At 62.2% G+C, this 24,666-nt stretch carries 17 protein-coding genes and 3 pseudogenes; 3 read left to right on the top strand and 17 right to left on the bottom strand.

The genetic code is table 11. The annotated features are described in order from the left end of the window. Nucleotides 1-198 precede the first annotated feature (198 nt). The 8 genes from OKW40_RS23400 to OKW40_RS23365 all read right to left on the bottom strand — a co-directional run bounded on the left by OKW40_RS23400 (nt 199) and on the right by OKW40_RS23365 (nt 12,734). A complete protein-coding gene (locus OKW40_RS23400) occupies nt 199-1,632 on the bottom strand; it encodes an efflux transporter outer membrane subunit (protein WP_429491735.1) in 1,434 nt (477 codons plus the stop codon). Further along, entirely contained in the window at nt 1,629-4,781 is a 3,153-nt protein-coding gene (locus OKW40_RS23395) for an efflux RND transporter permease subunit (RefSeq protein WP_429491733.1), read from the bottom strand. The genes OKW40_RS23400 and OKW40_RS23395 overlap by 4 nt, the downstream gene beginning before the upstream one ends. Next, a complete protein-coding gene (locus tag OKW40_RS23390) occupies nt 4,778-7,852 on the bottom strand; it encodes an efflux RND transporter permease subunit (RefSeq protein WP_429491731.1) in 3,075 nt (1,024 codons plus the stop codon). The genes OKW40_RS23395 and OKW40_RS23390 overlap by 4 nt, the downstream gene beginning before the upstream one ends. A 12-nt stretch (nt 7,853-7,864) precedes the next feature. Then, entirely contained in the window at nt 7,865-8,863 is a 999-nt protein-coding gene (locus OKW40_RS23385) for an efflux RND transporter periplasmic adaptor subunit (RefSeq protein ID WP_429406558.1), read from the bottom strand. Nucleotides 8,864-9,128: 265 nt separating this feature from the next. Then, complete coding sequence (locus OKW40_RS23380) at nt 9,129-9,989, bottom strand: ATP-binding protein (RefSeq protein WP_429491729.1); 861 nt, start codon at nt 9,987-9,989, stop codon at nt 9,129-9,131. Nucleotides 9,990-10,906: 917 nt separating this feature from the next. Next, complete coding sequence (locus tag OKW40_RS23375; protein WP_429491727.1) at nt 10,907-11,254, bottom strand: hypothetical protein; 348 nt, start codon at nt 11,252-11,254, stop codon at nt 10,907-10,909. 146 nt (nt 11,255-11,400) lie between these two features. Continuing rightward, nucleotides 11,401-11,643: a DUF6429 family protein gene (locus tag OKW40_RS23370; RefSeq protein WP_429451353.1), complete on the bottom strand. Its 243-nt coding sequence runs from the start codon at nt 11,641-11,643 to the stop codon at nt 11,401-11,403. Next, on the bottom strand, nt 11,640-12,734 hold the full coding sequence (locus OKW40_RS23365; protein WP_429491725.1) for an IS630 family transposase: 1,095 nt from the start codon (nt 12,732-12,734) through the stop codon (nt 11,640-11,642). The genes OKW40_RS23370 and OKW40_RS23365 overlap by 4 nt, the downstream gene beginning before the upstream one ends. A gap of 409 nt (nt 12,735-13,143) precedes the next feature. Between OKW40_RS23365 and OKW40_RS23360 the strand changes: the two are divergent. Both OKW40_RS23360 and OKW40_RS23355 read left to right on the top strand, forming a co-directional pair. Continuing rightward, nucleotides 13,144-13,359, top strand: a pseudogene (locus OKW40_RS23360) (transposase); the annotation flags it as partial. 65 nt (nt 13,360-13,424) lie between these two features. Beyond that, nucleotides 13,425-14,675 (top strand): IS256 family transposase, encoded by a 1,251-nt coding sequence (locus tag OKW40_RS23355; protein ID WP_429489209.1) that lies wholly within the window; start codon nt 13,425-13,427, stop codon nt 14,673-14,675. A 312-nt stretch (nt 14,676-14,987) separates the two neighbouring features. Here the strand turns inward: OKW40_RS23355 and OKW40_RS23350 are convergent. The 8 genes and pseudogenes from OKW40_RS23350 to OKW40_RS23315 form a co-directional block, all read right to left on the bottom strand. After that, nucleotides 14,988-15,129: pseudogene (locus OKW40_RS23350) on the bottom strand (IS6 family transposase); the annotation flags it as partial. Nucleotides 15,130-15,245: 116 nt separating this feature from the next. Beyond that, the gene (locus OKW40_RS23345) at nt 15,246-16,598 is read right to left on the bottom strand and encodes an amidase (protein WP_429491723.1); all 1,353 of its coding nucleotides are present in this window, start codon (nt 16,596-16,598) and stop codon (nt 15,246-15,248) included. Between the two features lie 20 nt (nt 16,599-16,618). Further along, on the bottom strand, nt 16,619-17,599 hold the full coding sequence (locus tag OKW40_RS23340) for an ABC transporter substrate-binding protein (protein WP_184062030.1): 981 nt from the start codon (nt 17,597-17,599) through the stop codon (nt 16,619-16,621). Nucleotides 17,600-17,640: 41 nt separating this feature from the next. Then, nucleotides 17,641-18,495 carry an ABC transporter permease gene (locus OKW40_RS23335; RefSeq protein WP_429406568.1) on the bottom strand — a complete coding sequence of 285 codons (855 nt, stop codon included), beginning with the start codon at nt 18,493-18,495 and terminating at the stop codon, nt 17,641-17,643. Continuing rightward, nucleotides 18,492-19,268 carry an ABC transporter ATP-binding protein gene (locus tag OKW40_RS23330; protein WP_184044181.1) on the bottom strand — a complete coding sequence of 259 codons (777 nt, stop codon included), beginning with the start codon at nt 19,266-19,268 and terminating at the stop codon, nt 18,492-18,494. The genes OKW40_RS23335 and OKW40_RS23330 overlap by 4 nt, the downstream gene beginning before the upstream one ends. A 52-nt stretch (nt 19,269-19,320) precedes the next feature. Then, entirely contained in the window at nt 19,321-20,622 is a 1,302-nt protein-coding gene (oxlT, locus tag OKW40_RS23325; RefSeq protein WP_429491722.1) for an oxalate/formate MFS antiporter, read from the bottom strand. Between the two features lie 112 nt (nt 20,623-20,734). Further along, the gene (locus tag OKW40_RS23320) at nt 20,735-22,345 is read right to left on the bottom strand and encodes a gamma-glutamyltransferase family protein (RefSeq protein ID WP_429491720.1); all 1,611 of its coding nucleotides are present in this window, start codon (nt 22,343-22,345) and stop codon (nt 20,735-20,737) included. Between the two features lie 126 nt (nt 22,346-22,471). After that, nucleotides 22,472-23,218 carry a GntR family transcriptional regulator gene (locus OKW40_RS23315; protein ID WP_429492041.1) on the bottom strand — a complete coding sequence of 249 codons (747 nt, stop codon included), beginning with the start codon at nt 23,216-23,218 and terminating at the stop codon, nt 22,472-22,474. A 506-nt stretch (nt 23,219-23,724) separates the two neighbouring features. On the opposite strand from OKW40_RS23315, the pseudogene OKW40_RS23310 reads away from it, so the two are divergent. After that, a pseudogene (locus OKW40_RS23310) lies at nt 23,725-23,961 on the top strand (SDR family oxidoreductase); the annotation flags it as partial. A 118-nt stretch (nt 23,962-24,079) separates the two neighbouring features. Here OKW40_RS23310 and OKW40_RS23305 read toward each other — a convergent pair. Further along, complete coding sequence (locus tag OKW40_RS23305) at nt 24,080-24,598, bottom strand: PDC sensor domain-containing protein (protein ID WP_429491718.1); 519 nt, start codon at nt 24,596-24,598, stop codon at nt 24,080-24,082. Nucleotides 24,599-24,666 lie beyond the last annotated feature (68 nt).

Raw genomic sequence — 24,666 nt, 5'->3', positions numbered from 1 at the left:
GGAACCTGTGCGCTACATGTTGTTGGAAATGTGTTGCATGTCATGTCAAGCCACGTCGCGGGGAAGCGATACCGCACGAGTGGACGCAACGGGGCCTTGCACGCAGTTCGAGACGCGGACCTGGAAAAACGGTCGTGGGCGCTATCGGACTCTGGACCGCGCAGATCGGCAGACGACGTCACAACGGCGCGCCCGCCATCATGGGATCGGGGCCTGGCTCTTCGACGACATCCAGCCGCCGCCCAGGTTCTTCACCAGCCCAACGCCGCTTTTCGCCAGTGCCCCCTGCGTATCGTTCAGGTTCTGTCTGGCCGTGAGTAGCGTCACTTGCTGAGTCAAATCGGACTGCTCGCTCGCGGTTCCGGCCGTCAGTTGCGCGGCGACGCTCTCCAGCAACTGCCGGTTGCGCTGGTAAATGTCGGCAAACGCGTGCTCCTGCTGGCGCAGATGGTTCAATGACGACAGGCTGTCTTCCACGTTCTGGAACGCCGTGAGCACGGCTTCGCGATAAGATGCGACGTCTTCGTCATAGGTCGCCTGCGCCTTGTGCACGGCGGCCACGCGGGCACCACCGTCAAACAGCGTGGCGGCAAGTGAGGGACCGAGCGACCACATCCGGGTCGGCAATGAGAACAGCGTCGCGAAGGTGTTGTGCTGCACGAGACCCTGTGCCGATAAATCGAGGTCCGGAAAGAATGCGGCCTTCTCTACCCCGATAAGCGCGTTCGCAGCAGCAGCGGTGCGTTCCGCGCTGACCACGTCAGGCCGTCTTTCCAGCAACGCAGACGGCAGCACGGATGGCACCTCGGGCTCGCGAAACACATAGTCGAGCCGCGGTGCAATCGACAACGAAGCCGGCGGCACACCCGTGAGCGCCGCGATTGCGTGCTCGTCCTGCTCGCGCGAGGTCTGTGAAATTTGCAGGTTCGCGACAACCGCCTCCTGCGTGTCCTGCGCATACAGCAGATCGACTTGCGACGCGGTCCCCTGTGCCAGCGCTGCGCGCGTGATCGCGAGAATCCGCCCGTTGACCGCCTCCTGCCGCCGCAACAGGTCGATGTCGATATCGAGCTGGCGGATGTCGAAATAGTCGGTCGCCAGCGTCGCGGCAATCGACAAGCGCTCGCCGGCAAGCGTCGCATCCGCGCTCTGCGCGTTCGCCTTGCCTGACTCGATCTGCCGGCGCACGCCGCCCCACAGATCGACTTCCCAACTCGCGTAGGCCTTCGCGTATTCCGCCGTCGTGCTCGAGCTGTGCGAGGCCGACGCGTCGACACCGAGCGTCGGAAACAGGCTCGCCCGGTCTGCAGCGACGGTGGCCTGCGCGAGCCGATAGGCGGCCGCCGCGCCTGCAATCGACTGATTCGACTGCAGCGCTGCGTCGACGAGCCGGGACAGCTCGGGATCGTCGTACGCGTCCCACCACCGGGTTGAGAGCGAAGCCTGCGGATTGGGCGCCGCAAGTCGCCACTGTGTGCCCGCTTCCTTGAACTGCGTTGGAATCGCTACGGCCGGCTGGTGATAGTCCGGGCCGACCGCGCAGCCCGAAAGCCAAAGCGTGGCGCCGAGCGCACAGGCGCAGCAACGCATGCCGACCGACACGGCCGACAGCAATCCGATGGGCGATGTCATGCGTGTTTCCTTCGGCGCCGCAACCGCTGCGACGCCCGATCGAGCCAGAGATAGATGACAGGGGTGGTATAGAGCGTGATGACCTGGCTGAACACCAGACCGCCGATGATCGAGATACCGAGCGGCTTGCGGAATTCGGATCCGTAGCCTGACCCCAGCACGAGCGGCAGCGCGCCGAAAATTGCGGCGACCGTCGTCATCATGATCGGACGGAAACGGATCAGGCCCGCGCGCACGATCGCCTCCTCCGGCGGCAGCGCATGCTGACGCCCTTCGGCAATCGCGAAGTCGATCATCATGATCGCGTTCTTCTTCACGATGCCGATCAGCATCAGCACGCCGATCAACGCGATGATCGACAGCTCCGTGTGAGTGAGCAGCAGCGCGATCAAAGCGCCGACACCCGCAGAAGGCAGCGTCGAGAGAATCGTCAAAGGATGAACCAGGTTCTCGTACAGCATGCCGAGCACGACGTACACCGACAACAGCGCGGCGAGGATCAGCAGCGGCTCGCTCGCCATCGACTCACGAAACGCTGCTGCCGTGCCCGCGAACGCGCCGGAGATACTCGCCGGCATTCTGAGCGCAGCGACGGCCTGGCTGATCTGCTGCGTCACGGGTCCGATCGATGCACCGGGGCGCAGGTTGAACGATACGGTAATGGCGGGGAACGTAGCCTGGTGATTGATCGAAATGGCGCTGGGGTCGGTCGAGAACCGGGCCATCGCGGCGAGCGACACCAGCGCTGAACCGTTCGCCTGGGCCGCGGCCGACGGCGTAGCGGCGCTTGCACCGGTTGCCCCCCCGGCGGCGGTCGTCGACGCGCCGCTCGTGGCGAGCGCCGGGCTCGCCGGAACATGAATGTCCTTCAGTACCGAAGGACTTGTCCAGTACTCGGGTGCCACCTCCATCACGACGTGATATTGATTCGCGCTCCCGTAGATGGCCGAGACCTGCCGCTCGCCGAACGCGTCATAAAGCGCCTCGTCGATATCTTTGAAGCTCACGCCCATTCGCGCGGCGGAGTCGCGGTCGACATCGATGCCGACCTGCATGCTCTGGTCCTGCTGGTCGGTGTTGATGTCGGCCAGCGCCGGCATCTTGTGCATCTGCGCGACTAACTTCGGCACCCATTGATCGAGTGTCGCCTGGTCGTCCGCGGTAAGGGTGTACTGGTACTGCGCGGCGCTCTGTCGGCCACCGGCCGCAAGGTCCTGCAACGACTGCAGATAGAGCTGTGTCCCCGGCATATCGGCAAGCCGTCGGCGCACCTGAGCGATCACCTGATCGGCCGTCGCGCGACGCTCACCCAGGGGCTTGAGCGTGACGAACAGCAGTGCGTTGTTGAGCGCGTTCGCTCCCCCCACGAAGCCACCCACGAACGCGACGTTCGGATTCTCCTGCACCGCCTTGTTGACCATCTGGAACTGATGCTGCATCTCGTGCCAGGAGATGCTTTGCGACGCCTGCAGCGTGCCAAGCAGCAGCCCCGTGTCTTCCTCCGGGAAGAAGCCTTTCGGAACCACGGTGAACAGCCAGAGGTTCAGCACGAACACCAGCACCGTCACGCCACCCATCAATAGCGGATGCCGGATGACCCAGCGCAACGACGTGCCGTACAGGCGAGAAAATCCGCTCTCGTGATGCTCGTCGCCGTTCCCGGCTTGCGGTCCTGCGCGCAGGAAAATGCTCGTCAGCATCGGCGTGACCGTGAGCGAAATCAGCATCGACATCACGATCGCAACGGAAAGCGACACCGAGAACTCACGCAGCAGCCGGCCCATCAGTCCCCCCATGAACAGCAGCGGGACGAATACCGCGATCAGCGAAACGCTGATCGAAAACACCGTGAAGCCCACTTCCTGCGCCCCTGCGAGTGCCGCCTCGATGGGCTTCTTGCCGCGCGCCAGATGCCGCATGATGTTTTCGACGACGACGATTGCATCGTCGACCACGAAACCGGTCGAAATGGTCAAGGCCATCAGCGAGAGGTTGTTCAAGCTGTAGCCAAGGACGTACATGACCCCGAACGTACCCAGCAGCGACAGCGGTACGACGATCGCCGGAATGAGCGTCGCGCGCCAGCTGCGAAAGAACGCGAACGTGACGGCCGTCACGAGCACGATGGATACAAGCAGCGTCATTTCGACGTCGAGCAGCGAGCCGCGAATCGTCTTCGTGCGGTCCACCGAAATCGCCAGCTTGATGGTCGACGGGATCGCCGCCTCGAGCGCCGGCAGTTCGGCCTTCACGTTGTCGACGGCGTCGATCACGTTCGCGCCCGGTTCCTTATAGAGGACCAGCAACACGGCCGGCTTGTCGTTCGACAGGCCGTAGTTCTCAAGCTGCTCGACATCCTGACGTACATAGCCGAGGTCCGACACACGCACGATGTTGCCGTTGTTCTGCCTGACGATCAGCCGTCCGTAGTCGGCGGGCGAATACAGCATGTCGTTCGCGCCGATCGAATAGTTCTGCCCGCTCGCCGACATCGATCCCTTGGGCAAATCGACATTCGCATTCCCGATCGTGCTGCGGATCTGCTCCAGACTGATGCCGTAGTGGCTCACCCGGTCTGGATTCAGTTCAACCCGCACCGCCGGCAGCGCGGCGCCGCCCACCACCACGTTGCCCACGCCGGTTGTCTGCATCAGCTTCTGTTGCAGCACCGTCGACGCCGCGTCGTAAAGCTGGGCTGGCGTGGCCGTGTCGGAGGTCAGACTGATCACGAGGATGGGCGAATCCGCGGGATTGACCTTGCGATACGTCGGGCTGCCGTCCATGTTGGGCGACAGGTTGGTTTTCGCCGCGTTGATCGCGGCCTGCACGTCGCGTGCCGCGCCGTCGATATTCCGGCTCAGGTCGAACTGCAACGTGATCTGCGTTTGCCCGCGCGAGCTGACCGACGTCATCTGAGCGAGGCCCGCAATATGGCCGAACTGCCGCTCGAGCGGCGTTGTGACCGAGGTGGCCACGGTCGTCGGATCGGCGCCGGGCAGTTGCCCCTGCACCAGGATCGTAGGAAAGTCGATTTCGGGCAGCGGCGCAACCGGCAGCAGCCTGAATGCCAGGATACCGAACAGAGCAAGGGCGACAGCCAGCAACGTCGTCGCGATGGGCCGCCTGACGAATGGGCCAGACAGGTTCATTGCACATACTCCGTTACGATCGGCTCGTCCGCGGCAAAGCGTCTTTCCAGACGATGCATCGCCAGATAGATCACCGGCGTCGAGAACAAGGTCAGCAACTGGCTGACGCACAGGCCGCCGATAATCGCGATGCCAAGTGGATGCCTCAACTCGGAGCCCATGCCGGAGCCGAACGCGAGCGGCAGTGCGCCGAACAGCGACGCCATCGTCGTCATCAGGATCGGACGGAAGCGCTGTTCAGCCGCACGCCGGATCGCAGCGTGTGCGGACAGGCCGTGGTTGCGCTGCCCGTCCAGCGCGAAGTCGATCATCATGATCGCGTTTTTCATCACGATGCCGATCAGCAGCACGATGCCGATCAGGCCCATGATGTCGAACTGGGTTCCGGTCATCAGCAGCGCCAGCAGCGCGCCAAGCGCCGCCGAGGGGAGCGTGGACAGGATCGTGACGGGATGAATGAAGCTCTCGTACAGGATGCCGAGCATCAGATAGACCACGATCACGGCAGCGGCGACCAGGTACCCTTCGCTCGCCAGCGACGACTGAAAGGTCGCGGCCGATCCTTCCAGCGACACCTGGACGGACTGCGGCAACCCTATCTGCTCCTTGACCCGCTCAAGACGGGCGATCGCCGTGCCGAGGCTGTATCCGGGAGCGAGATTGAACGACACGTCCGCATACGGGAACTGGCCCTTGCGATCAATCCGCAACGGCGCGGGCATCACCTTCATCGTCGCCATCGACGCGAGCGGCGCGAGGCTGCCCGACGACGTATTTACATAGAGTCCTGAAAGCAGATGCGCAAGGTCGTCGGCGTTGTTTCTCGCGACCAGCACCACGTGATACTGGTTCAGCTGCGTGTAGATCGTCGACACCTGCCGCTGACCAAACGCGTCGTACAGCACATCGTCGATCGCCTGCGGGGTGATGCCAAGGCGCGACGCGGTATCGCGGTCGAACGTGAGTTGCACCTGATTGCCTGACTGCATCGCCTCGCTCTGCACGTCGGCAAACGCCGGATCGCCGCGCAACGCGCCAACCAGCTCGCCAGTCCAGCGAGTGAGCAGCGCCGGATCGGTCGACTGCACGCCGAGCCGGTAGCTCGTCGTCGAGATGGTGTCGTCGAGCGTCAGATCCTGCACCGGATGCAGAAACAGGCGCACGCCCGCGAGGCCTGCGGTGTCATCGGTCAGTCGGCGAATCACCTCGTCGATGCGCGCTCGCTCGCCCTTGTCCTTCAGATTGATCAACAGGGTGCCCTGATTGATCGTCGGTCTCGTCTGGTCGATGCCGACAAACGACGAGAGACTTGCGACTGCCGGATCGCGTGCGACCCGGTCGACGACCTGCTGCTGTTGGCCGATCATGCGCTGGAACGAAATGGTCGGCGCGGCCTGCACGACACCTTCGATCAGACCTGTGTCCTGCTCGGGAAAGAAGCCCTTCGGCATCAGCATCAGCACGACGAACGTCAGCGTGGCCGTCAACACCACCGATGCGATCGTCAGGCGCCGATGCGACAATACCCAGTCGAGACCGCGTATGTACCTGCTGTTGAGCCGGTCGAAGAAATCGACCCGATGCGAGTGTGGCTGCGCTTTTAACATGCGCGAGCACATCATCGGCGTAAGCGTCAGCGACACCAACGCCGACAGGACGATCGCGACCGACAGCGTCAGCGCGAACTCGCGGAACAGGCGCCCGACCACGTCGCCCATGAACAGCAACGGGATCATGACCGCAATCAGCGACACGGACAACGAGACGATCGTAAAGCCGATCTCCTTCGCACCCTTGATCGCGGCCCTCAGGGGCGTTTCCCCAGCCTCGATGTAGCGTGTAATGTTCTCGATCATTACGATCGCGTCGTCGACGACAAAGCCTGTCGCGACAGTCAGCGACATCAACGTGAGGTTATTCAGCGAAAAGCCGAGCCCGTACGCGACCGCGAGCGTGCCAACGAGCGAAAGCGGCACGGTGACTGCGGGAATCACGGTAGCGGGCACATTGCGCAGGAATACGAAGATCACCATCACGACGAGCGCCACGGCGATTGCCAGCTCCGTTTCGACGTCGGCAACCGACGCGCGGATCGTCTTCGTGCGATCCGTCAGCACGGCGACCTTCACCGATGCGGGCAAGCTCGCCCGCAGTTGCGGCAACAGCTTCTGCACGCTATCGACCACATCGATCACGTTGGCGCCCGGCTGCCGCTGGATGTTCAGCACGATAGACGGCGTGCTGTTGGTCCACGCCGCCTGTTGCAAATTCTCGGCGCTGTCGATCGACCTGGCGATCTGCGCCAGCCGAACCGGTGCGCCTTGCCGGTACGCGATGATCAGGTCGCGATAGTCCGCCGCCGATTGCAGCTGGTCGTTCGCACCGATCGAATACGACTGGTATTTTCCGTCGAGACTGCCCTTCGCCTGGTCAACGTTGGCACTGCCGAGCGCGGTGCGCACGTCGTCGATCGACATGCCGAGTGCGTTGAGCGCGCCGGTATCGGTCTGCACCCGCACGGCCGGCCGCTGACCGCCGCTGATCGTGACGAGACCCACGCCTGAAATCTGCGAGATCTTCTGCGCAAGCCGGGTATCGGCCAGGTCCTCGATCTTCGTCAGCGGCAGCACGTCGGATGTCAGCGACAGCGTGAGCACCGGGGGGTCGGCAGGGTTGACCTTGCTGTAGACAGGCGGATACGGCAGATTAGCCGGCAGAAAGCTCGACGACGCATTGATCGCGGCCTGCACTTCCTGCTCGGCGACGTCGAGCGAGAACGACAGATCGAACTGCAACGTGATCACCGATGTGCCGTTCGAACTCGTCGAGTTCATCGCCTTCAGCCCCGACATCTGGCCGAGCTGTCTTTCGAGCGGCGAGGTAATCGACGAACTGACCACATCCGGGCTTGCGCCGGGATACTGCGTGTAGACCTGGATCGTCGGATAGTCGATTTCCGGTAGCGCCGAAACAGGCAGCAGGATGTATCCCAGCACCCCGGCCAGAAACAACGCGATCATCAACAGCGCGGTCGCAATGGGTCGCTCGATAAAGATTCGTGAAGCGTTCATCGTCGGCTCCGCTCAGTGCGCCACGACTTTCACGAGCGAGCCGGTATCGAGCCTGTCTGCACCGTCGGTCGCGACCCGCTCTCCTTCCTTCACCCCGCCATCGAGAATCGCCGTGTCGTCGCCTTTTACCGGTCCGGTCTTCACGTTGCGCAATGCCACTGCGCCTGCGCCGCCGATCACGAAAACGAAATCGCCGTTCGCGCCATGCTGGATCGCCGTAGTCGGCACGACCGGAATCCGCTGCAGCGTGTCGACCTGCATCCGGACATTCACGAATTCGTTCGGGAACAGCGCGTTGCCGGAATCGGGGAAGACTGCCTTGACGTTGATCGTGCCGGCGCTCGTATTGACGAGGTTGTCGACCGCAAGCAGCGAGCCCTTCGCGAGCAACGATTTGCCGTCACGGTCATAGGCCAGCACCTGAACCTCCCCCTGCGACATCGCCCGCCGGATCCGTCCCAGGTCGTCTTCTGGCACCGAGTAGGTCACGGTCGCCGGCTGCAGTTGCGTAACGACCGCGATACCGGTCGTGCTGGTGCTGCTCACGTAGTTGCCGGGGTCAACCAGGCGCAGGCCCACGACGCCGTCCACGGGAGACGTGATGGTGCAATAGCCGACCTGAACCTGCAGATTGTTCACGTTGCCCGTGTCCGCCAGCACGGTGCCTTCGTCCTCCTGGACGGTAGCAACTTGCGTATCGAGCGTCTGCTGCGTAATCGAGCCCGCTTTGATCAGCTGCTGATAACGTTGCAGGTCCAGTTTCGCGTTTGCGAGTACAGCCTGGTCATGACGCAGCGTACCCTGTGCCTGCAGCAGCTGCGCTTCGAGCGCCCGCGAATCGATGCGTGCAATCACCTGTCCTTTCCTGATCGTCTGCCCCTCGCTGAAATCGACGGAACGCAGTATCCCGTTGACCTGCGTGATGACCGTGACGGTACGTGTCGGTGTCACGGTGCCGAGCGAGTCGATATAGACAGGAACATCGGTAACCGAAGCCGCAACCGCGCTCACGGGGATCGGATCGGGTGCGACAGCCGTCTGACGGTGACCGTGAGCCAGGTGGAACCACCCGACGGCCACGACGCCGGCCATGAATATACTAAGTACCGCAAAGTATCTTGTAAGGTTTTTCATTACACAACCATGAAAAATGGCCATCTCATCAAATGCTCACGCTGCCCTGCCAGACCCTTTGGGCGGGGCTCGAGCGTCACATTAAGTCGTAGTCCCTGCCACACCACGTCGACGGCGCAATCATCGCGCCGACAAGTGCCCGTTAAGGAATGGGAATTTGCACCACGGCCTTGAGTCCGGACGGCGCATTCTGGAAGAGATCGAGCGTGCCGCCATGCTGCTGTGCGACGTGCTCCGCTATCGCGAGGCCGAGGCCGCTCCCGCCCTTTCGATCCGCCTCTGAGCCGCGCCGGAATGGTTGCTTGATCAACGACAGAAGCTCTTGAGGCAGGCCCGGCCCTTGATCCTCAACCGCAATCGTGACACTTCGCGCGTCCACGGTAGTCCGGACTGCGAGCCCGACCTGACCGTACACGACCGCGTTCTGCATCAGGTTCATCAATAGGCGCTGCATGCCGACCGGTCGGAAAGCAACAGGTGGCAATTCCGCGAGCGACAGTTCGAACGTGCGACCGAGACCTGCATAGTCGGCGGCGAGCTGTTCGATCAGCGCGTTCAGATCGCCGTGCGTCGCCGGTTCGCTATCCCACCCACGGGCGAAATCGATAAACTGCTGGACGATGGTGTCGATCTCCTCGACAAAGCGTTCCGCACTGGCGGCCGGGGCCTCGAATGACTCCGGTGCGAAGATGGCCATGCGCAGCTTGGTCAGCGGCGTGCGGATATCATGCGATATGCCCGCAAGCATTTCGGTGCGCGTCGCTTCGAGATCTTCGAGCGTCGACGCCATCCGGTTGAACGCCTCCGCTACTGTTGCCAGCTCGCGCGGGCCGCTCACGGGAACCGCTTCGGGCCAAACGCCACGCTCGATGGTGCCGGCAGCGCGCGCCAGCCGGCGCAGCGCCTGTTCGACCGGCCGGTGGATCAGATAGGCCCCAAGAGCAGGAAGGGTGGCCGCACTTAACAACAGGCCGATCAGCGCCCAAGGCAGCGTACTGCTCATGGCCGATGTTCCACGCAGCGCCACCCAGTACCGGACGTCCTGCACATGTAGACGCACCCAGATCCGGTGCCCGTCGCGCTCCCCAGCGAAGCTGGTCGTCCGGGGCAAGTTCCGATGCCAGTCGACCGAAAAAGCGGTGCGCCATGTAGTCGGGAGGCAACCCGTCGCGAGCCTGTGGCGGCGGCAGTTCACCTTGGGGCGCTCCGTTCATTTCGAGCAGTTGCCGGTTTCGCTCGTCGTCCGGCAGGACTGACAACAGCCGGTCCAGGATCCGGATCTGCGATGCCACGAGCGCTGCGCCATCGTCAACTCTTGGCTTCTGGATAAAGTTCAGATAGACGGCAAAGACCAGGATCTGACTTGTCAGCATCAGTACAATCAACAGCAATACGTTGCGCGCGAAAAGGGAACCCCGCCATACCGACATACCGCTTCCTTTCATCTCGCTCTCTCGATGACCTGCTACGCAGGTATACATAAAACAGTCAGATGCCTTTTGCATTCGATTGACCGGTCCCGGGATCGCAGTGGGTCCTCTGCATCCTTGCCCGGGAAAGGCACTCATCCACTTGCGCGGTCATGCCGTACAGCGCGTCCAAAAGGATGGCGGACGAATTGCCATAGCGTCGCGCGAGCTCCGCAAGGTTCATTAGCGCCGCATACGGCACTGCGCACTGCGATGCGGAGCTGTTAAACGATGGTGAATTATCGCTGCGGGGGACAATCGTTTGGGTGCACGTCCATTCAGCCTCATGCGCCCTCCAACCGTAAGTGCACCGAGGACGCCCAGCAGCACAAAGTCGGCAACCAGCAGACCGCGGCGAGCAGCGTTGGCGCCGAAGCGATGTGCAACATGGCTTTGCTGCTTCGATGGACCGGGGTGATGTATCGCACGAGACGGGTTCGGCGCAGAGATTTCACAACCAGTGACCGGCCACCCAAACCCCACCTACCCAGTGACCAGGCATCCAGACGCGACGCGGCACCGTAACTACGTGCATCACAGGACGACGCGGCATGACGACGACCGCCATGGGAGGTGGGGGCACTGGCGAAACCGTCACAACCGGTGCGACTGCCGCTGGCACGGCTGCTGCGTAACCGTTTTGCACGACCACGGTCGGCGGCGCATAGACAGGTGCCGCCGGAACGACCGCGACGGGAGCCGGCACGGCGACACCGACGACGACGCCGGCGAACGCGGAAGCAGTCATGGATGTGAGCAAAGCCCCACCCACCAGCATGGCAAACGTTCGAGTTTTCATGAGCATCCTCCTTTACATAGAGGGCGCACGAAGCGGATCGCGCGCCGAGAAGAGAATGTACAGAGATCGCGACCTCAAATCTGTTGGAAAGGTGTGTCAAAAGATGTCACTTTGGCACTAGTGTCCTGAGTTGTAAGTTCGTTGCATTAACGTCCTGTAGAGTCAGCGATGACGAAATGCTGCTTAAAGAGCCGCTCGGACTCACGTAATCCTTCTTCCGTGAAGATGACAGACTTCGTTTTATTAACCGGGTCGCCGATGAGGCCTCGTTCGTAGAGCCGATTCAACACATCCCAGTCGAAGCCCTTCCATGCCCGGTTGTGATCGTGCAGGGTCAGATAGAGAAGTGCGAGGACGGCTTCGTCGATCGAATCGGTATTGATATTCATCGCGCGCGTCCTTCGGCCTTCTGGACCCGCATACAAAACCGTTCAAGGCTGGTCAGGATCTCGTCGGCTGACTTGCTCCAGGCGAAGGGATGAGGATCTGCGTTGTAGCCTTCAAGGTAATGGCGGATGGCGTCTTCGAGTTGGCGGGTCGAACGATGCGTGCCGCGTCGAAGGTACTTCTCTGTAAGCGTGGCGAACCATCGTTCAACCTGATTGAGCCACGACGCCGAGGTCGGCGTGAAATGAACATGGAAGCGAAGATGGCGAGCAAACCATGCCTTGATCGAAGGCGTCTTATGCGTGCCGTAATTGTCCATCACCAGATGCACGTCCAGCGACTGCGGAACGTTGGCTTCGATCGTGCGTAGGAACTGCAGAAATTCGCTGCTGCGATGGCGCCGGTGCAACTCCCCGATCACTTCACCGGTGGCGATGTCTAATGCAGCGAACAGCGTGGTCGTGCCGTGGCGCATGTAATCGTGGGTGCGCCGCTCGGGAATACCCGGTGCCAACGGCAGGATTGGCTGCGTGCGATCCAGCGCCTGAATCTGGCTCTTTTCGTCCACGCACAACACCATGGCCTTGAGCGGCGGATCGAGGTAAAGCCCGACGATATCGTGCACCTTGTCGACAAACAGCGGATCGCTGGAAAGTTTGAAGGTCTCCTGCCGATGCGGCTGCAACCCGAAAGCACGCCAGATTCGGCTCACCGCCGTTTGCGAGAGATTCATCTCGCGCGCCATCGTACGCGTGCTCCAGTGCGTGGCCCCCGCAGGCACAGACTCGAGCGTCTTCGCGATCACTGCGTCGACGCGCGAATCACCGATCGTTCGGGGCGCGCCCGGCCGCGGCGCGTCGAGCAATCCATCCAGACGATCTGCAACGAAGCGCGCCCGCCACTTGCAAACGGTCTGCTGACTCACACGGTGTCTCGTTGCAACTATCCGGTTGTCCATGCCATCGGCACAGGCCAGCACGATGCGTGCTCGCAAAGCCAACGCCTGCGCCGTCTTGCGTCGCATCGTCAACGCTTTAAGCTGTTCGCGCTCCGATTCGCTCAGTACGAGCTCCGCCTTAGGTCTTCCGCTCATCGCCACGTCCTCATACCAGTGCTACACAAGACACTTTAGTACGCAGCGAACATATTTCAATGAATTTTTAACTCACGACACTAGGGTCTGTTTACATATGGAACGCACGTGCGTTGCCTGGATTTCATTCCAGGGGAATGCCCGCTATCGGCCGCATGGCGGCGTCGCGCGTCGCTTACGTGGCGCGGCCACGCAGCGCTCCTTACTCCTTGCCCTGCGCCCCGAAGGGAGTCCCCTTGGGGGACGCCCCGAAGGAAGTCCCCTTGGGGGACGGCCGATAGCGGGCATTCGCACGTGCGTTCCATATGTAAACAGACCCTAGAAGTGGCGCCGAGAATTCGGAGAGGTCGGTAAGTGGAAAAGCCGGGACGTGAGTCGGTCACAATGGCCGGCAACAAGGAACCAGAAGATGACGAAACGCAACCGACGGACACACTCACCGGCGTTCAAGGCAAAGGTGGCACTCGCGGCGCTCAAGGGCGACAAGACGCTGGCCGAGCTGGCCGAGCTGGCCCAGCAGTTTGATGTGCATCCGAACCGGATCACGGACTGGAAGAAGCAACTGCAAGAGCGTGTTGCCGAAGTGTTCGAGACGGGCCAGACATCGGCCGAGCCCCCGGTCGATGGAGGGTGTAAAAAGTTTTGTGTAAACGGTCATTTGGCAGGAGACTGCCAGCAACAGGAGCATAGATGACCGTAGCGAAACGCAATAAAAGAGAGAAACCCGATGCTGAACTCGTCAAGCTGGCAGACAGCCTGCTGGCGAATTACCAGAAGCCGGAAGACCTGATAGGCGAGAACGGCCTGCTCAAGCAGCTTACCAAGATGCTGGTGGAGCGTGCGTTAGAGACGGAGATGTCCGAACACCTGGGCCATGGCAAAAGCGAAACGGTGACCAATGCCACGGGCAACACCCGTAATGGCCATAGCGCCAAGACGCTGCAGGGGGAGTTTGGCGAGTTGCCGCTCAATATCCCGCGCGACCGTCAGGGGGCGTTCGAGCCGAAGCTGGTGGAGCGCCATCAGACGCGCTGGACGGGCTTCGACGACAAGATCATTTCGCTGTATGCGCGTGGCCTGAGCGTGCGCGAGATCCAGGGGCACCTGGAAGAAATGTACGGCACGGAGGTCTCGCCGACGCTGATCTCGGCGGTCACCGACGCCGTCAGTGATGAGGTGAAGGTCTGGCAGGCCCGTGCGCTCGACGCGCTTTATCCGATTGTCTATCTCGACTGCATTCACGTCAAAGTGCGCGACAGCGGCGCGGTGCGGACCAAGGCGGTGTACCTGGCCATCGGCGTGAACATGGCCGGCCACAAGGAAGTCCTGGGACTGTGGATCGCCCAGACCGAGGGGGCCAGGTTCTGGCTGCAGGTGGTCACTGAGCTGAAGACGCGCGGCGTGCAGGACATCTTTATCGCCTGCGTCGACGGGCTTAAAGGCTTTCCTGAAGCCATTGAAGCGGTCTACCCAAAAGCGGCCGTGCAACTGTGCATCGTGCATATGGTGCGCAACAGCCTGAACTTCGTGCCGTGGAAAATGCAGCAGGAAGTCGCCGCCGACCTGAAGACGATTTACACTTCATCGACCGTCGAGATGGCCGAACAGATGCTGGGCACCTTCGAGGCCAGGTGGGACAAGGACTATCCGTCCATCGGACAGAGCTGGCGACGCAACTGGGCACGTGTGATTCCGTTCTTCGATTACCCACCGGAGATCAGGAAGGTGATCTACACCACGAATGCCATAGAATCGATCAACATGAGCCTGCGCAAGGTGATCAAGACCCGCAGCTCGTTCCCGACCGATGAGGCCGTCACCAAGCTGTTTTACCTGGCCCTGAACAACATCAGCAAGAAGTGGACGATGCCGATCCGCGACTGGAAGGCCGCACTGAACCGCTTCACGATCCAGTTCGAAGAGCGGCTGGTGCCGGGTTAAACCTCAACCCGTTTACACAAAATTCCGGACACCCCCGGTCGATGTGAAGGTGTTGCACGCGAAGATCGGGCAATTGACTCGTAAGCGGCTCGGCTGGGCCGTTCGTCCCGTTCGTCCATTCGCGCGCGTGTGAGGCATGATGGCGAACTGGAGCTGGCGGTCAACACGCAGATCAGCCTGAACTCGTTGACAACCTCGTGCCCTTGCGCCTGCCGGACAGCCAGTTGCTCGCGCACGACGAAAGCTCGGTCGACGTCGACGCGATCAGAACGCGTTGCTTCGATCCGGATGCCTGATCAATATCTCTGAGGCTCGGAAACCGCGCATTCGGCGCTCGCGCTCGCGCGTCGGCTGATGACTGCTTTGCGCGGTTGTTGACACGAGCGCGCGCCTTGACGAACACATGCCTGAGGTTCGCCAGTTCGGGGATATTGGCCTTCGCCGCCGGATAGCTGCTGTGAACACGGCTAGCGGAATTTACGAACATCAACACCGGCCGATGGGAAAGGCCGGCTCACCGGCCCCTCGGCGTTATGCGGTTTTCGATTGCCCCCGGCCTTGCCTCTGCGCTCAGCCGTGCTGCTGAGCCACCGTCGCTTGCCAGCCAGTGCGCGCTTCCACCCACTCCGCCAACATCAGCAAATCCAGGTCGCCGTGAGCGGCGCCCACCAGTTGTGCGCCAAGCGGCAAGCCCGCCGGCCCGAATCCCACCGGAACGGTCACGGCCGGTACACCGAGGAACGTCCACGGTGCGCAGAACGATGCGTCGCCCGTATAGTCGAGTCCGCGCGGCGGCTCGCCCGTGGCCGGCGCGACCAGCAGCGCATCGAGCGCCAGCGTGCGCGTCAGCCAGTCGTGAAAGCGATGCGCCATCGGCATCTGCGCCGCCTTGATCCTGGCGTAGGCGGTGACGGGCAGCTTGCGTCCCTCGTCGACGAGACCGCGCATTGCCTGGCTCACGAGCTCGGGCGTGCGATCGACCAGTTCGCCGTGCGTGATGGCCGCTTCCACGGACATCAGTTTCAACGCATGCGCGGGCGTTTCGAAGATCTCGACAGGCAGATCGACTGAGACTATCTCGGCACCGTCTCGCGCGAGCTGGGCCGCGAGCCTGTCCAGCGCGGCCTGCTGCGCCGGCTCGACTTCGCCGCCGACCTGTTTCGACAGCACGCCGATGCGCCGCGTCCCAGTGCCGCGCGTCGTCGCGGCAGTGTGCGGAACGTGCGAGACGTGCGGATCGGCTGCATCGGCCCCAGTGACGAGCGCCAGTGTGTAAGCTACATCGGCGACGCGCGTCGCGAACATGCCGACGTGATCGAGCGACCACGCCAGCGGCAACACGCCCGTGCGCGCGATCGCGCCATAAGTCGGCTTGAACCCGACGATGCCGCAGTACGCCGCAGGCCGGATCACCGAGCCCTGGGTCTGCGTGCCGAGCGCGAGCGGCACGATGCCCGCCGCCACCGCCGCCGCGGAGCCACTCGACGAACCACCCGGTGTGAACCCGCCATTCCACGGGTTGACGGTCGCGCCCGGCTGACGCCAGGCGAATTCGGTGGTCACGGTCTTGCCGATAATCGACGCGCCCGCCGCACGCAGACGCGCCACCACCCACGCATCGTGCTCTGGGCGTCGGCCCTTGTAGGCGGGTGAGTTGAATTCGGTCGGCATGTCGGCGGTATCCAGAACGTCCTTCACCGCGACAGGCACGCCGGCCAACGGCGCCGTCGCATCGACGGCATTGACCGGCGCGATCTCCGGCAAATAGCAGAACGCATGCAATGACGCCTGCGATTCGCACGCGGCATCGTAGGCGCGCACGACGTACTGCGCGACGTCTGCATTGCCCGAGGCGACCCCGGCGCGAATCCGGGCGATAGTGGGAATCGGGGCGACGGTGGAAGAAGCAGGGAACATAGTCATGGAAGCGTCGGCAAACGGTGTCATTTCGCGGCAAGCGCCGGCTGAATGTAACTCTGAACGACGAACCTATCGTAGCTGGGTTGCTGCTTCAGGTTGCCGAGCGCGATCTGCGTGTCCATCGCGACGGTCAGCGCTTTCGGCGTGATGCCGACGTTCTTCGGATACACGCCTTCGTCCAGCATGCGCTTGACGGCTGCATCGACCACCACGGGATCGAGCGTCGGGAATTCCTTGCGAGCGATCGCCGCGGTTTCCGCAGGATGGCCCTGCATGAAAACCAGCGCGTTTTGCAGCCCCTTCACGAACCTCGCGGCCGCATCAGGATCGACGCTGCGTTTGGCGGAGATCGACGAGAACGCGTATTCGCCATAGAGCTTCGGAAAGCCGAGCACGACTTTCATGCCCTTCGCGACGGCCTGATCGAGACCCGGCTCATACATCACCGCGATCTTCGACTGACCGGCGACCAGCGGTCCGATCTCCGAGCCGAGCGGCACCTGAACCAGCTTGATGTCACTCTGGGACATGCCGTTCTCCTTCAACAGCTTGAAGAACAGCGACGTGCTCGTAGTCGGCATCTGTCCCGACACGACAACCTGATCCTTCACATCCTTGATGCCGCTGAACTTCACGTCCGGCGCAACCGCGATCCACACCGCCGCACCGTTCACGACGTTGGCGATCACGTCGACATCCGCGCCCTTCTCGGCGGCCACGGCCGTCCACTCCGGCCCGTGCAGCGAGAAATCGGCGCTGCCCGACAGCACGGCGGAGAGCGCCGCGCTCGGGCTACCCGCCGTCTGCTTGCTAACGTCGAGTCCCTGCTTCTCGAAGAAGCCACCGTCGATCGCTACATAGAGCGGCAAATACAGCATCGACTGGAACGCCTGCGAAATAGTCACTTTCTTGCCTGCGGCAAGCGCCGGCGTCGAAACAGCTGCAACGCTCACTGTTAAAGCGATGCTCAGCGCGCTCAGCGCCTTTCTTGCGGTTAGTGCCATCGTCTGTCCTGAGATGAAGTGGTTGGACTGCCGGAAATGGGTTAAACCTTGAGCGTGGTGGTATTCGATGCCTGCCGCCACGGCAGCAGCTTGCGCTCGAGCAGGTCGATCAAAAAGTACAGAACGAAGCCGATCGCCATCAGTACGAACAGGCCCGCCCACACGGTGTTGAGGTCATACAGGCTCGACGCTGTGAAGATCATGTGCCCGAGGCCCTTCTCTGACGAGATGAATTCGCCCACCACCGCGCCAACCAGACCGAAGCCGACGTTGATGCGAAAGGTGGAGATCACATAGGGTAGAGTGAACGGCACCACCACTTTCATGAAGACATCGTTTTTGTTCGCGCCGAGCGTGACAAGCAGCGCCTGCAAATCGGGATCGGCGTCTTTGGCCGCTTCATACGCGGCGATCAGCGCGACGATCGCGGTCAGCGAAATGGCCAGCGCGACCTTCGAGATCAACCCGGTGCCGAACCACAAGATCACGATCGGTGCGAAAGCGATCTTCGGCACACTGTTGATCGCGACGATGAACGGCTCGATCAGCCGCGCGACGAACGGCGAATACCACAGCGCGAGCCCGCACACCGATCCGACCGCCGTGCCGAACACGAAACCGAGAATGGCTTCGAAAAGCGTATAGCCGGTGTCGATAAAAAGCTGATGCGATTGCGTGTCGCGCACGAGCGCCGCGAGGATTTTCGACGGCGAGCCGACGAGGAAATTCGATACCCAGCCCAGGCGCGCCGCCCCTTCCCAGATGGCGAAGAACGCAATCACGGCCGCCAGTTGCAGCAGCGAGCGGCCCCAGCCGCTGTCAAGTGCGTACCGCACGCGAGCCTTCGGTGCACGCCGTGCCGGTGCCGATTTATGGATGGAAATGGACTGCGTCATGCTGCCTTTACCTCCGTCTGAATATCGAGCTCGCCGCACAATGCATGAAAGTAACCCGCGAAGTTGGGGTCGCTGCGCGCACCGATCGGCGAGCGCGCGGCAATGTCGATGTCATAGATCTTCTTCACCTGCGAAGGCCGGCCGCCGAGCACGACCACGCGCCTGGACAACGCGACCGCTTCGTCGATGTCGTGTGTGACGAGCACCACTGTCTTATGGAACGTTTCGACAGCTTCCATCAACACGCCTTCCAGGTACAGGCGCGTCTGGTAGTCGAGCGCCGAGAACGGCTCGTCCAGCAAGATGATGTCGGGATCGTTGATCAGCGTGCGGATGAGCGCGACGCGCTGACGCATGCCGCCCGACAGCATGCGGGGATAGGCATGTTCGAAGCCCGCGAGGCCATACGTGTTGAGGTATTCCATCGCCATGTCGTGCGCCTGAGCGGCCGGCATATTCGACAGTTCCGGTCCGATCAGCACGTTTTGCAGCACGGTACGCCACGGCAGCAGCAGGTCGCGCTGCATCATGTAGCCGACCTTGCCGCGTAAGCCGTCGACGCTTTGCCCGCGATAGACGATATCGCCGCTATCCGCCTCGAGCAGGCCGGCGATCACGTTGAACACGGTCGTTTTCCCGCAGCCCGAAGGCCCGATGATGCTGACGAAATCGCGTTCGTGAATATCGAAGGTCAGACCGCCGAGGACGTCGACCGAGCCGAGTTTGTTCGAAAACGATTTGCGGATATTGCGTAAGGCAAGCTGAACGGGCATGTTTGTTCCTCGACGACGGTTCGGTGTGCATTGCGGCAGACGGCGGGCGGAGTCAAACGCCCCGCTGTGCGGCGAGAAAGCGGCGGCGCATCGGCTTAAGCACGGCAATGGCCAGCAGTGCGGTGGCGATATCGAGCGTGATCGCGGTGGAGAACACCGGCTCCCAACTGCCCGCGTGCTGATGCAGCAATGCCGCGAGCGGGCCGCCGAAGATCGAGCCGATCCCTTGCGAGATGTAGAGCCAGCCGTAGTTCTCGGTGGCGTGACGCGTGCCGAAGGTGTCCGTCAGCGTCGCCGGGAACAATGAGAAGATTTCGCCCCAGCCGAAGAACACCACGCCCGACAGCAGTACGAATAGCACGGCGTTATCGCGCGTGAGCAGCCACAGCGCCATTGCTACGCCTTCGAGCGCGAACGCGAAGAACATCGTGTTCTCGCGCCCCACCTTGTCCGACACCCAGCCGAACAGCGGCCGCGTGAGTCCGTTCGTGAAGCGGTCGATTGTCAACGCCAGCGGTAGCGCAGCCATGCCGAACACGAGCACCTTGGTCACGCCGAAGTCGGCGGCGAAGGTGGCCATCTGCGAGGTGACCATCAGACCCGACGTGGACATCATGGTCATCATCGCGAACATCAGCCAGAAGAGCGGCGTCTTCAGTGTCTGCGACGGGCGAAAACTCGCGACCGTCGGCACGGAAATGGAACCCGCGGAACCGGCGGCATCGTCGTGCGAAGGCGGCACGCGCAAACCCTGCGAAGCCAGCAGACCGACCACGGCGAACGCAATGCCGAACATCCACAGCGTGGCTTCGATGCCGCGTGTCTGCAGCGACGTGGCGATCGGGAACGTCGTGACGATCGCGCCCATGCCATAGCCGGCAGCCACCGCGCCCGCCGCGAAGCCGCGCTTGGTCGGGAACCAGCGCACCATCAGCCCCACCACGCCGACATACACAATGCCCGTGCCCAGCCCGCCGATCACACCGTAGGTCAGATAGAGCATCGGCGCGCTATGCACCTGCGAGGCCAGAATCCAGCTCAGGCCCGCCATCGCGGTGCCGATCGAGATCGGCATGCGCGGTCCGAAGCGGTCGATCAGCTTGCCCTGAAACGCCGAGAAAAACGTCTGCAATATGATCAGCAGCGAGAACGTGACTTGCAGTTCAGGTAGCGCTACGCCGAGTTTCGCGGCGAGCGGTTTGGTCATCAGCGTCCATACATATTGCGGACTCGAGATCGCCATCATGCAGACGAGACCCAGCCCCAACTGAAGCCAACGGTTGCCTGTCACGGTGGTCGAAGTGCTGCGGAGGTCCGCCGACGCTATGGATTGCGAGCGTGTGGGTGTGGTCATCGAAACTCCATTTACTGAGCAAATGCCTGCCGGCGCCCGGCAGACGTGCAGCGTCCTCCGGGCCTCAAAGGCCGGACCTGCAATCTGATTGAAAAAAAGCGCGCGTGTGCGTCTACCAGCCCGCGGCTGCCCCGTCACTGCGCGGATCGTAGCCCGCTTCAATCAATCCATCTGGATACCGAACGATTGCGCCGGCGTGTCCCATTGCCTCGTCGTAGGCCTGCATCGTCTCGACCTGGTGGCCGAGCGCTTCGAGCCGGGCCACTGTGCCGGGCGCGAAGCGCGCTTCGAGCTTGAGCGTGTCGGTCGACTGGCCCCAGGTCCGGCCCAGCAGCCAACGCGGCGCATCGATCGCGGCTTGCGGATTCCAGCCGAATTTCGCGATGCGTGAGAAAACCGCGCTCTGCGATTGCGGCTGGCCGTCGCCGCCCATGTTGCCGTAGACCATCGTACGGCCGTCGGCAAAACGTGCGAGCGCCGGGTTCAGCGTATGAAAAGGCCGGCGCAGCGGCATCAGCGGATTGCGTGCGCGCTCGTCGAGCGAAAAACTGCAGCCGCGGTTCTGCCAGTTGATGCCCGACCCCGCCAGCACGATGCCGCTGCCGAACTCGTGATAGATGCTCTGGATGAAGCTCACCGCGACGCCGTTGCTGTCTGTCACGCCAAGCCACACCGTATCGCCCGGCCCGCGACCGGCGCCCCACGGCGCGGCCTGGGTGATCGAGACTTGCGCGGCCATCGCGTCAAGCGCGGCCGGCTGCAGCAACTCACGCGGATCGACGCGCATGTAATCCGGGTCGGTAATCTCGGCGTCGCGCACGGCGAACGCCAGCTTGGTCGCTTCGACGCACGCATGCACGAACTCGGGACCAAGCGGGTCCATGTCCTTCGTCAGCACCCGATCGAGGATGCCCAGAATCAGCAGCGACACCAGCCCCTGGGTCGGCGGGGGCATGTTATAGATCGTGCCCAGCGAGTGCTTGAGCGCGAGCGGCGTTCGCAGGCGCGCCTCGTGCCGTTCGAGATCCGCAAGGCTCAGCAGGGAGCCCGCCGACTGCAGATCGCCGGCAATGCTGCGTGCGAGGTCGCCCCGATAGAAGTCGTCGAAGCCCGCGTCGGCCAGACGTTCGAGCGTAGCGGCAAGACGCGGTGCGACGAAGCGCTCGCCGGTAACGGGCGCGGAACCGCCGTGTAGAAAGGTTTCGGTGAAACCCGCGATCGGGCGCAATTCGGCAAGGCGGCTCTCCACACACTGCGCCTGGCTGCGCGTGACCGGCACGCCGTGCTTCGCGTAGTGGATCGCGTCTTCCAGCAGGCGTTTGACCGGCAGCCTGCCCCCGAGCGTTTCAGCCGACCAGCGCTGCGCGCGCTCCCAGCCCGACACCGTGCCGGCCACGGTATTGGCTGCGAGCGGGCCGCGCACGGGAATCGCCGACAGTCCGCGCGCGCGGTATTCGTCGATTGTTGCGGCCAGCGCCGCCGCGCCGCATGCTTCGATGCCGACCGGCTCGGCGCCGGGACGGGAGATCAGCCAGAAGCCGTCTCCGCCTATGCTGTTCATGTGCGGATAGACGACCGCGATGGTCGCGGCGGCGGAAATCATCGCTTCGACGGCGTTGCCGCCTTCACGCAGGATCGCGAGAGCGCTCTGCGCGGCGAGCGCGTGAGGCGCAACCGCCATGCCGCGGGTTCCGCGGCCCGGATTCAGGAATTTGGATGCCATGGGAGCAACAGGGGTTTGCTTGTATACATACCCATGTCTATGCGAAAACCGTGCCATCAGCCAGAATTCCCGCAGAGGCTGACTGCAGAAGGAGCTTAAAAGCTCGAGCCGCTCCGACGTATGTTGCTAGATGGTGCCGCGCAACCTTGGTGGTGCATAGGGAGCGCTGTGAGGCTCCAATGCGGTGCGGGCGCGTTGCAGGCGCTCGGTCGTCAGCGTGCGCACCTCCGCCCGGCTCCCTTCTATGTGCCGTCCCAGCAACTCGACGGCACTGTCCGCCGCAAGATTGCGGATGGCCGCGAGAATTGCAATGTGTTCGTCGTAAGTGTCATCGATGCAGTCACCATAGACGAGATCGAGCCGCCGCACCACGCGGATGCGGTCGGTCACGCGCTGCATGGCCGCGCTCAACTCGGCGTTGCCGGCGGCGACGACCAACGCCTCGTGAAAGGCTTCGTCGAGTGCCACCATCTCGCGGCCATCGCGAACGCGCTGTGCGTGAGGAACGTTCCAGATGCGCTCGAGCCGCTCGAGCATCTGCAAGGCGGTCGCGGATAAGGCGCCGTCGACCCCAAAGAACCGGCTGACCGAAAACGACTCGATCAGCTTGCGCATTTCGTATAGATCTTCGAAGCGCTTGAAATCGATCGGCACGACTTCCCAGCCGCCGCGCACATAGCCGCGCATCAACCCGTCGCTTTGGAGGCGCTGCAGCGCCTCGCGCGCCGGTGTGCGGGAAACGCCGAAGCGATCCGCGATACTGCCTTCGGTCATACGATCGCCGGGCAGCAGGCGCATGTCGAAGATATCGTCGCGCACGCTGAAATAAACATGGTCAGCGCGCGATGAGAGAGATTGGGTTGTGTCTTTCACGCATGAGCCTGGAATTAACGGGTCTTTTCGGCAGTGACTATCGGCTAGCCTCAAAACATCCGTCAACAGAAATTTAATCTGCCGGCGGCTCGGGCGGACGCCGCCATTGTAGGCGTCAGTAACAAACTTAAATCGGACAGGTGCCGTATGTCGAGAAGCTGGGTAATACGGATGCTGAAAAGCTGAGGGCGCATGGCGTACTCCGCAGTCCGGGGCGCGCCAGGCGCGCTTCTGGCCAGCGAAAAATGCTCCTGCAAGCTGATGATGCTCATCGCTTAGCGTGGCGGAAAGCTGCGCTGCTAGCTTCGTGTCGAGCACGTGCGATGCACTCTGGCGCAGAACCGTATTCATGATCTTCCTGGTCTCCCGAAGGGCGTTTTGTGTGGCTGGGCGAGCAGCTTGTCAGCGAGTTTAAGGGCCTCGTCCATCAACTGTCCGGAGGCAACTACGCGATTCCGCTAGTCCATACCCGACCGCCTGTTGCCCGCTAATCAAAGGGGGTTTGTGCGAACGGCATCGCACCCGGCACCTTCAAGACAGAGATGGCGCGTTCACAATGGGAAGATCCCGCGATGGTCGCCTGGTACGAACAGCTCAACCCGTCAAAGCCCTTCGGCGACGTCGATGAGATCGCCGCAGCGGCTGTCATGCTGGCTTCGTCGGCGGGCGCAAAACTGAACGCGAAGGGAGTAACTCCCCATGGAGACCGAAATATCCAGCGATCACTCGCGCGGGCTACGTGACTTGGCGAACGACGCTCTGCCGAGATGAATCGCCGCAATGTATGGGACTGGCGGATGTCCTTCCCAAGGATTCCATTACCGAGAGGTTGACGCATGATCGTGACGCCATCCTTCCCGATTAGCGAAACAGCAAGGCGCGAAAGTAGTCGAGACTGATGACCAGGACGACGATTCCACCGAACGATCCGTCTGACTCGGATATCCGCTTGCTCAGGGCTATGCTGGGCGTGCCGAAACGCAATGGGGAAGAATAGGGATCACTGATATAAAAGCCCGCGTGCGGATCGTCTCGTTGAACGATGAAATATTTTTGACTCGCCACACTTACCTGTTCAGGCGTCGCATCATCCGAGTCGAGCAAAACGCGACCCGAGCGATCGACGACCGGGACGGTTCCAAGCGATCCCGCGGTTGCCATGCGATCGAAAAGAACCTGCCGCCGTACCGCCAGCGGCAAAGTCATGATGCGAGGTTGCCGCAGCCGCTCGATGAGTGTTTGCAACGACAATTGATACAGTGCAAAATTTCTCTCGATGTCCCGCTCTGCAATCAGGGCGATATTGCGAAGGTTGATTCGAGTAATTCGCCGTTTGCCAAGCGCGAAGTGAACTTTCGCGGCTTTGAATAGCGCTGACACTACTGTGTTACGATTGCTTACACACTGTAGTAAAGAACGGACGCTTGGTAAAGGCGGTTTTGTCCTCG

The sequence above is a fragment of the Paraburkholderia sp. RAU6.4a genome (assembly GCF_050435625.1).
GTDB lineage: Bacteria > Pseudomonadota > Gammaproteobacteria > Burkholderiales > Burkholderiaceae > Paraburkholderia > Paraburkholderia tuberum.
This window is presented reverse-complemented; position numbering and strand designations above follow the sequence as displayed.

Bases quoted from the DNA above. Each gene is read 5' to 3' on its own strand.
- OKW40_RS23330 (WP_184044181.1), bottom strand. From the start codon at position 19,268: ATGCCCGTTCAGCTTGCCTTACGCAATATCCGCAAATCGTTTTCGAAC.
- OKW40_RS23375 (WP_429491727.1), bottom strand. From the start codon at position 11,254: ATGAAAACTCGAACGTTTGCCATGCTGGTGGGTGGGGCTTTGCTCACA.
- OKW40_RS23370 (WP_429451353.1), bottom strand. From the start codon at position 11,643: ATGAATATCAATACCGATTCGATCGACGAAGCCGTCCTCGCACTTCTC.
- OKW40_RS23395 (WP_429491733.1), bottom strand. From the start codon at position 4,781: ATGAACCTGTCTGGCCCATTCGTCAGGCGGCCCATCGCGACGACGTTG.
- OKW40_RS23320 (WP_429491720.1), bottom strand. From the start codon at position 22,345: ATGGCATCCAAATTCCTGAATCCGGGCCGCGGAACCCGCGGCATGGCG.
- OKW40_RS23345 (WP_429491723.1), bottom strand. From the start codon at position 16,598: ATGACTATGTTCCCTGCTTCTTCCACCGTCGCCCCGATTCCCACTATC.
- OKW40_RS23355 (WP_429489209.1), top strand. From the start codon at position 13,425: ATGACCGTAGCGAAACGCAATAAAAGAGAGAAACCCGATGCTGAACTC.
- OKW40_RS23340 (WP_184062030.1), bottom strand. From the start codon at position 17,599: ATGGCACTAACCGCAAGAAAGGCGCTGAGCGCGCTGAGCATCGCTTTA.
- OKW40_RS23380 (WP_429491729.1), bottom strand. From the start codon at position 9,989: ATGAGCAGTACGCTGCCTTGGGCGCTGATCGGCCTGTTGTTAAGTGCG.
- OKW40_RS23335 (WP_429406568.1), bottom strand. From the start codon at position 18,495: ATGACGCAGTCCATTTCCATCCATAAATCGGCACCGGCACGGCGTGCA.
- OKW40_RS23390 (WP_429491731.1), bottom strand. From the start codon at position 7,852: ATGAACGCTTCACGAATCTTTATCGAGCGACCCATTGCGACCGCGCTG.
- OKW40_RS23400 (WP_429491735.1), bottom strand. From the start codon at position 1,632: ATGACATCGCCCATCGGATTGCTGTCGGCCGTGTCGGTCGGCATGCGT.
- oxlT (WP_429491722.1), bottom strand. From the start codon at position 20,622: ATGACCACACCCACACGCTCGCAATCCATAGCGTCGGCGGACCTCCGC.
- OKW40_RS23365 (WP_429491725.1), bottom strand. From the start codon at position 12,734: ATGAGCGGAAGACCTAAGGCGGAGCTCGTACTGAGCGAATCGGAGCGC.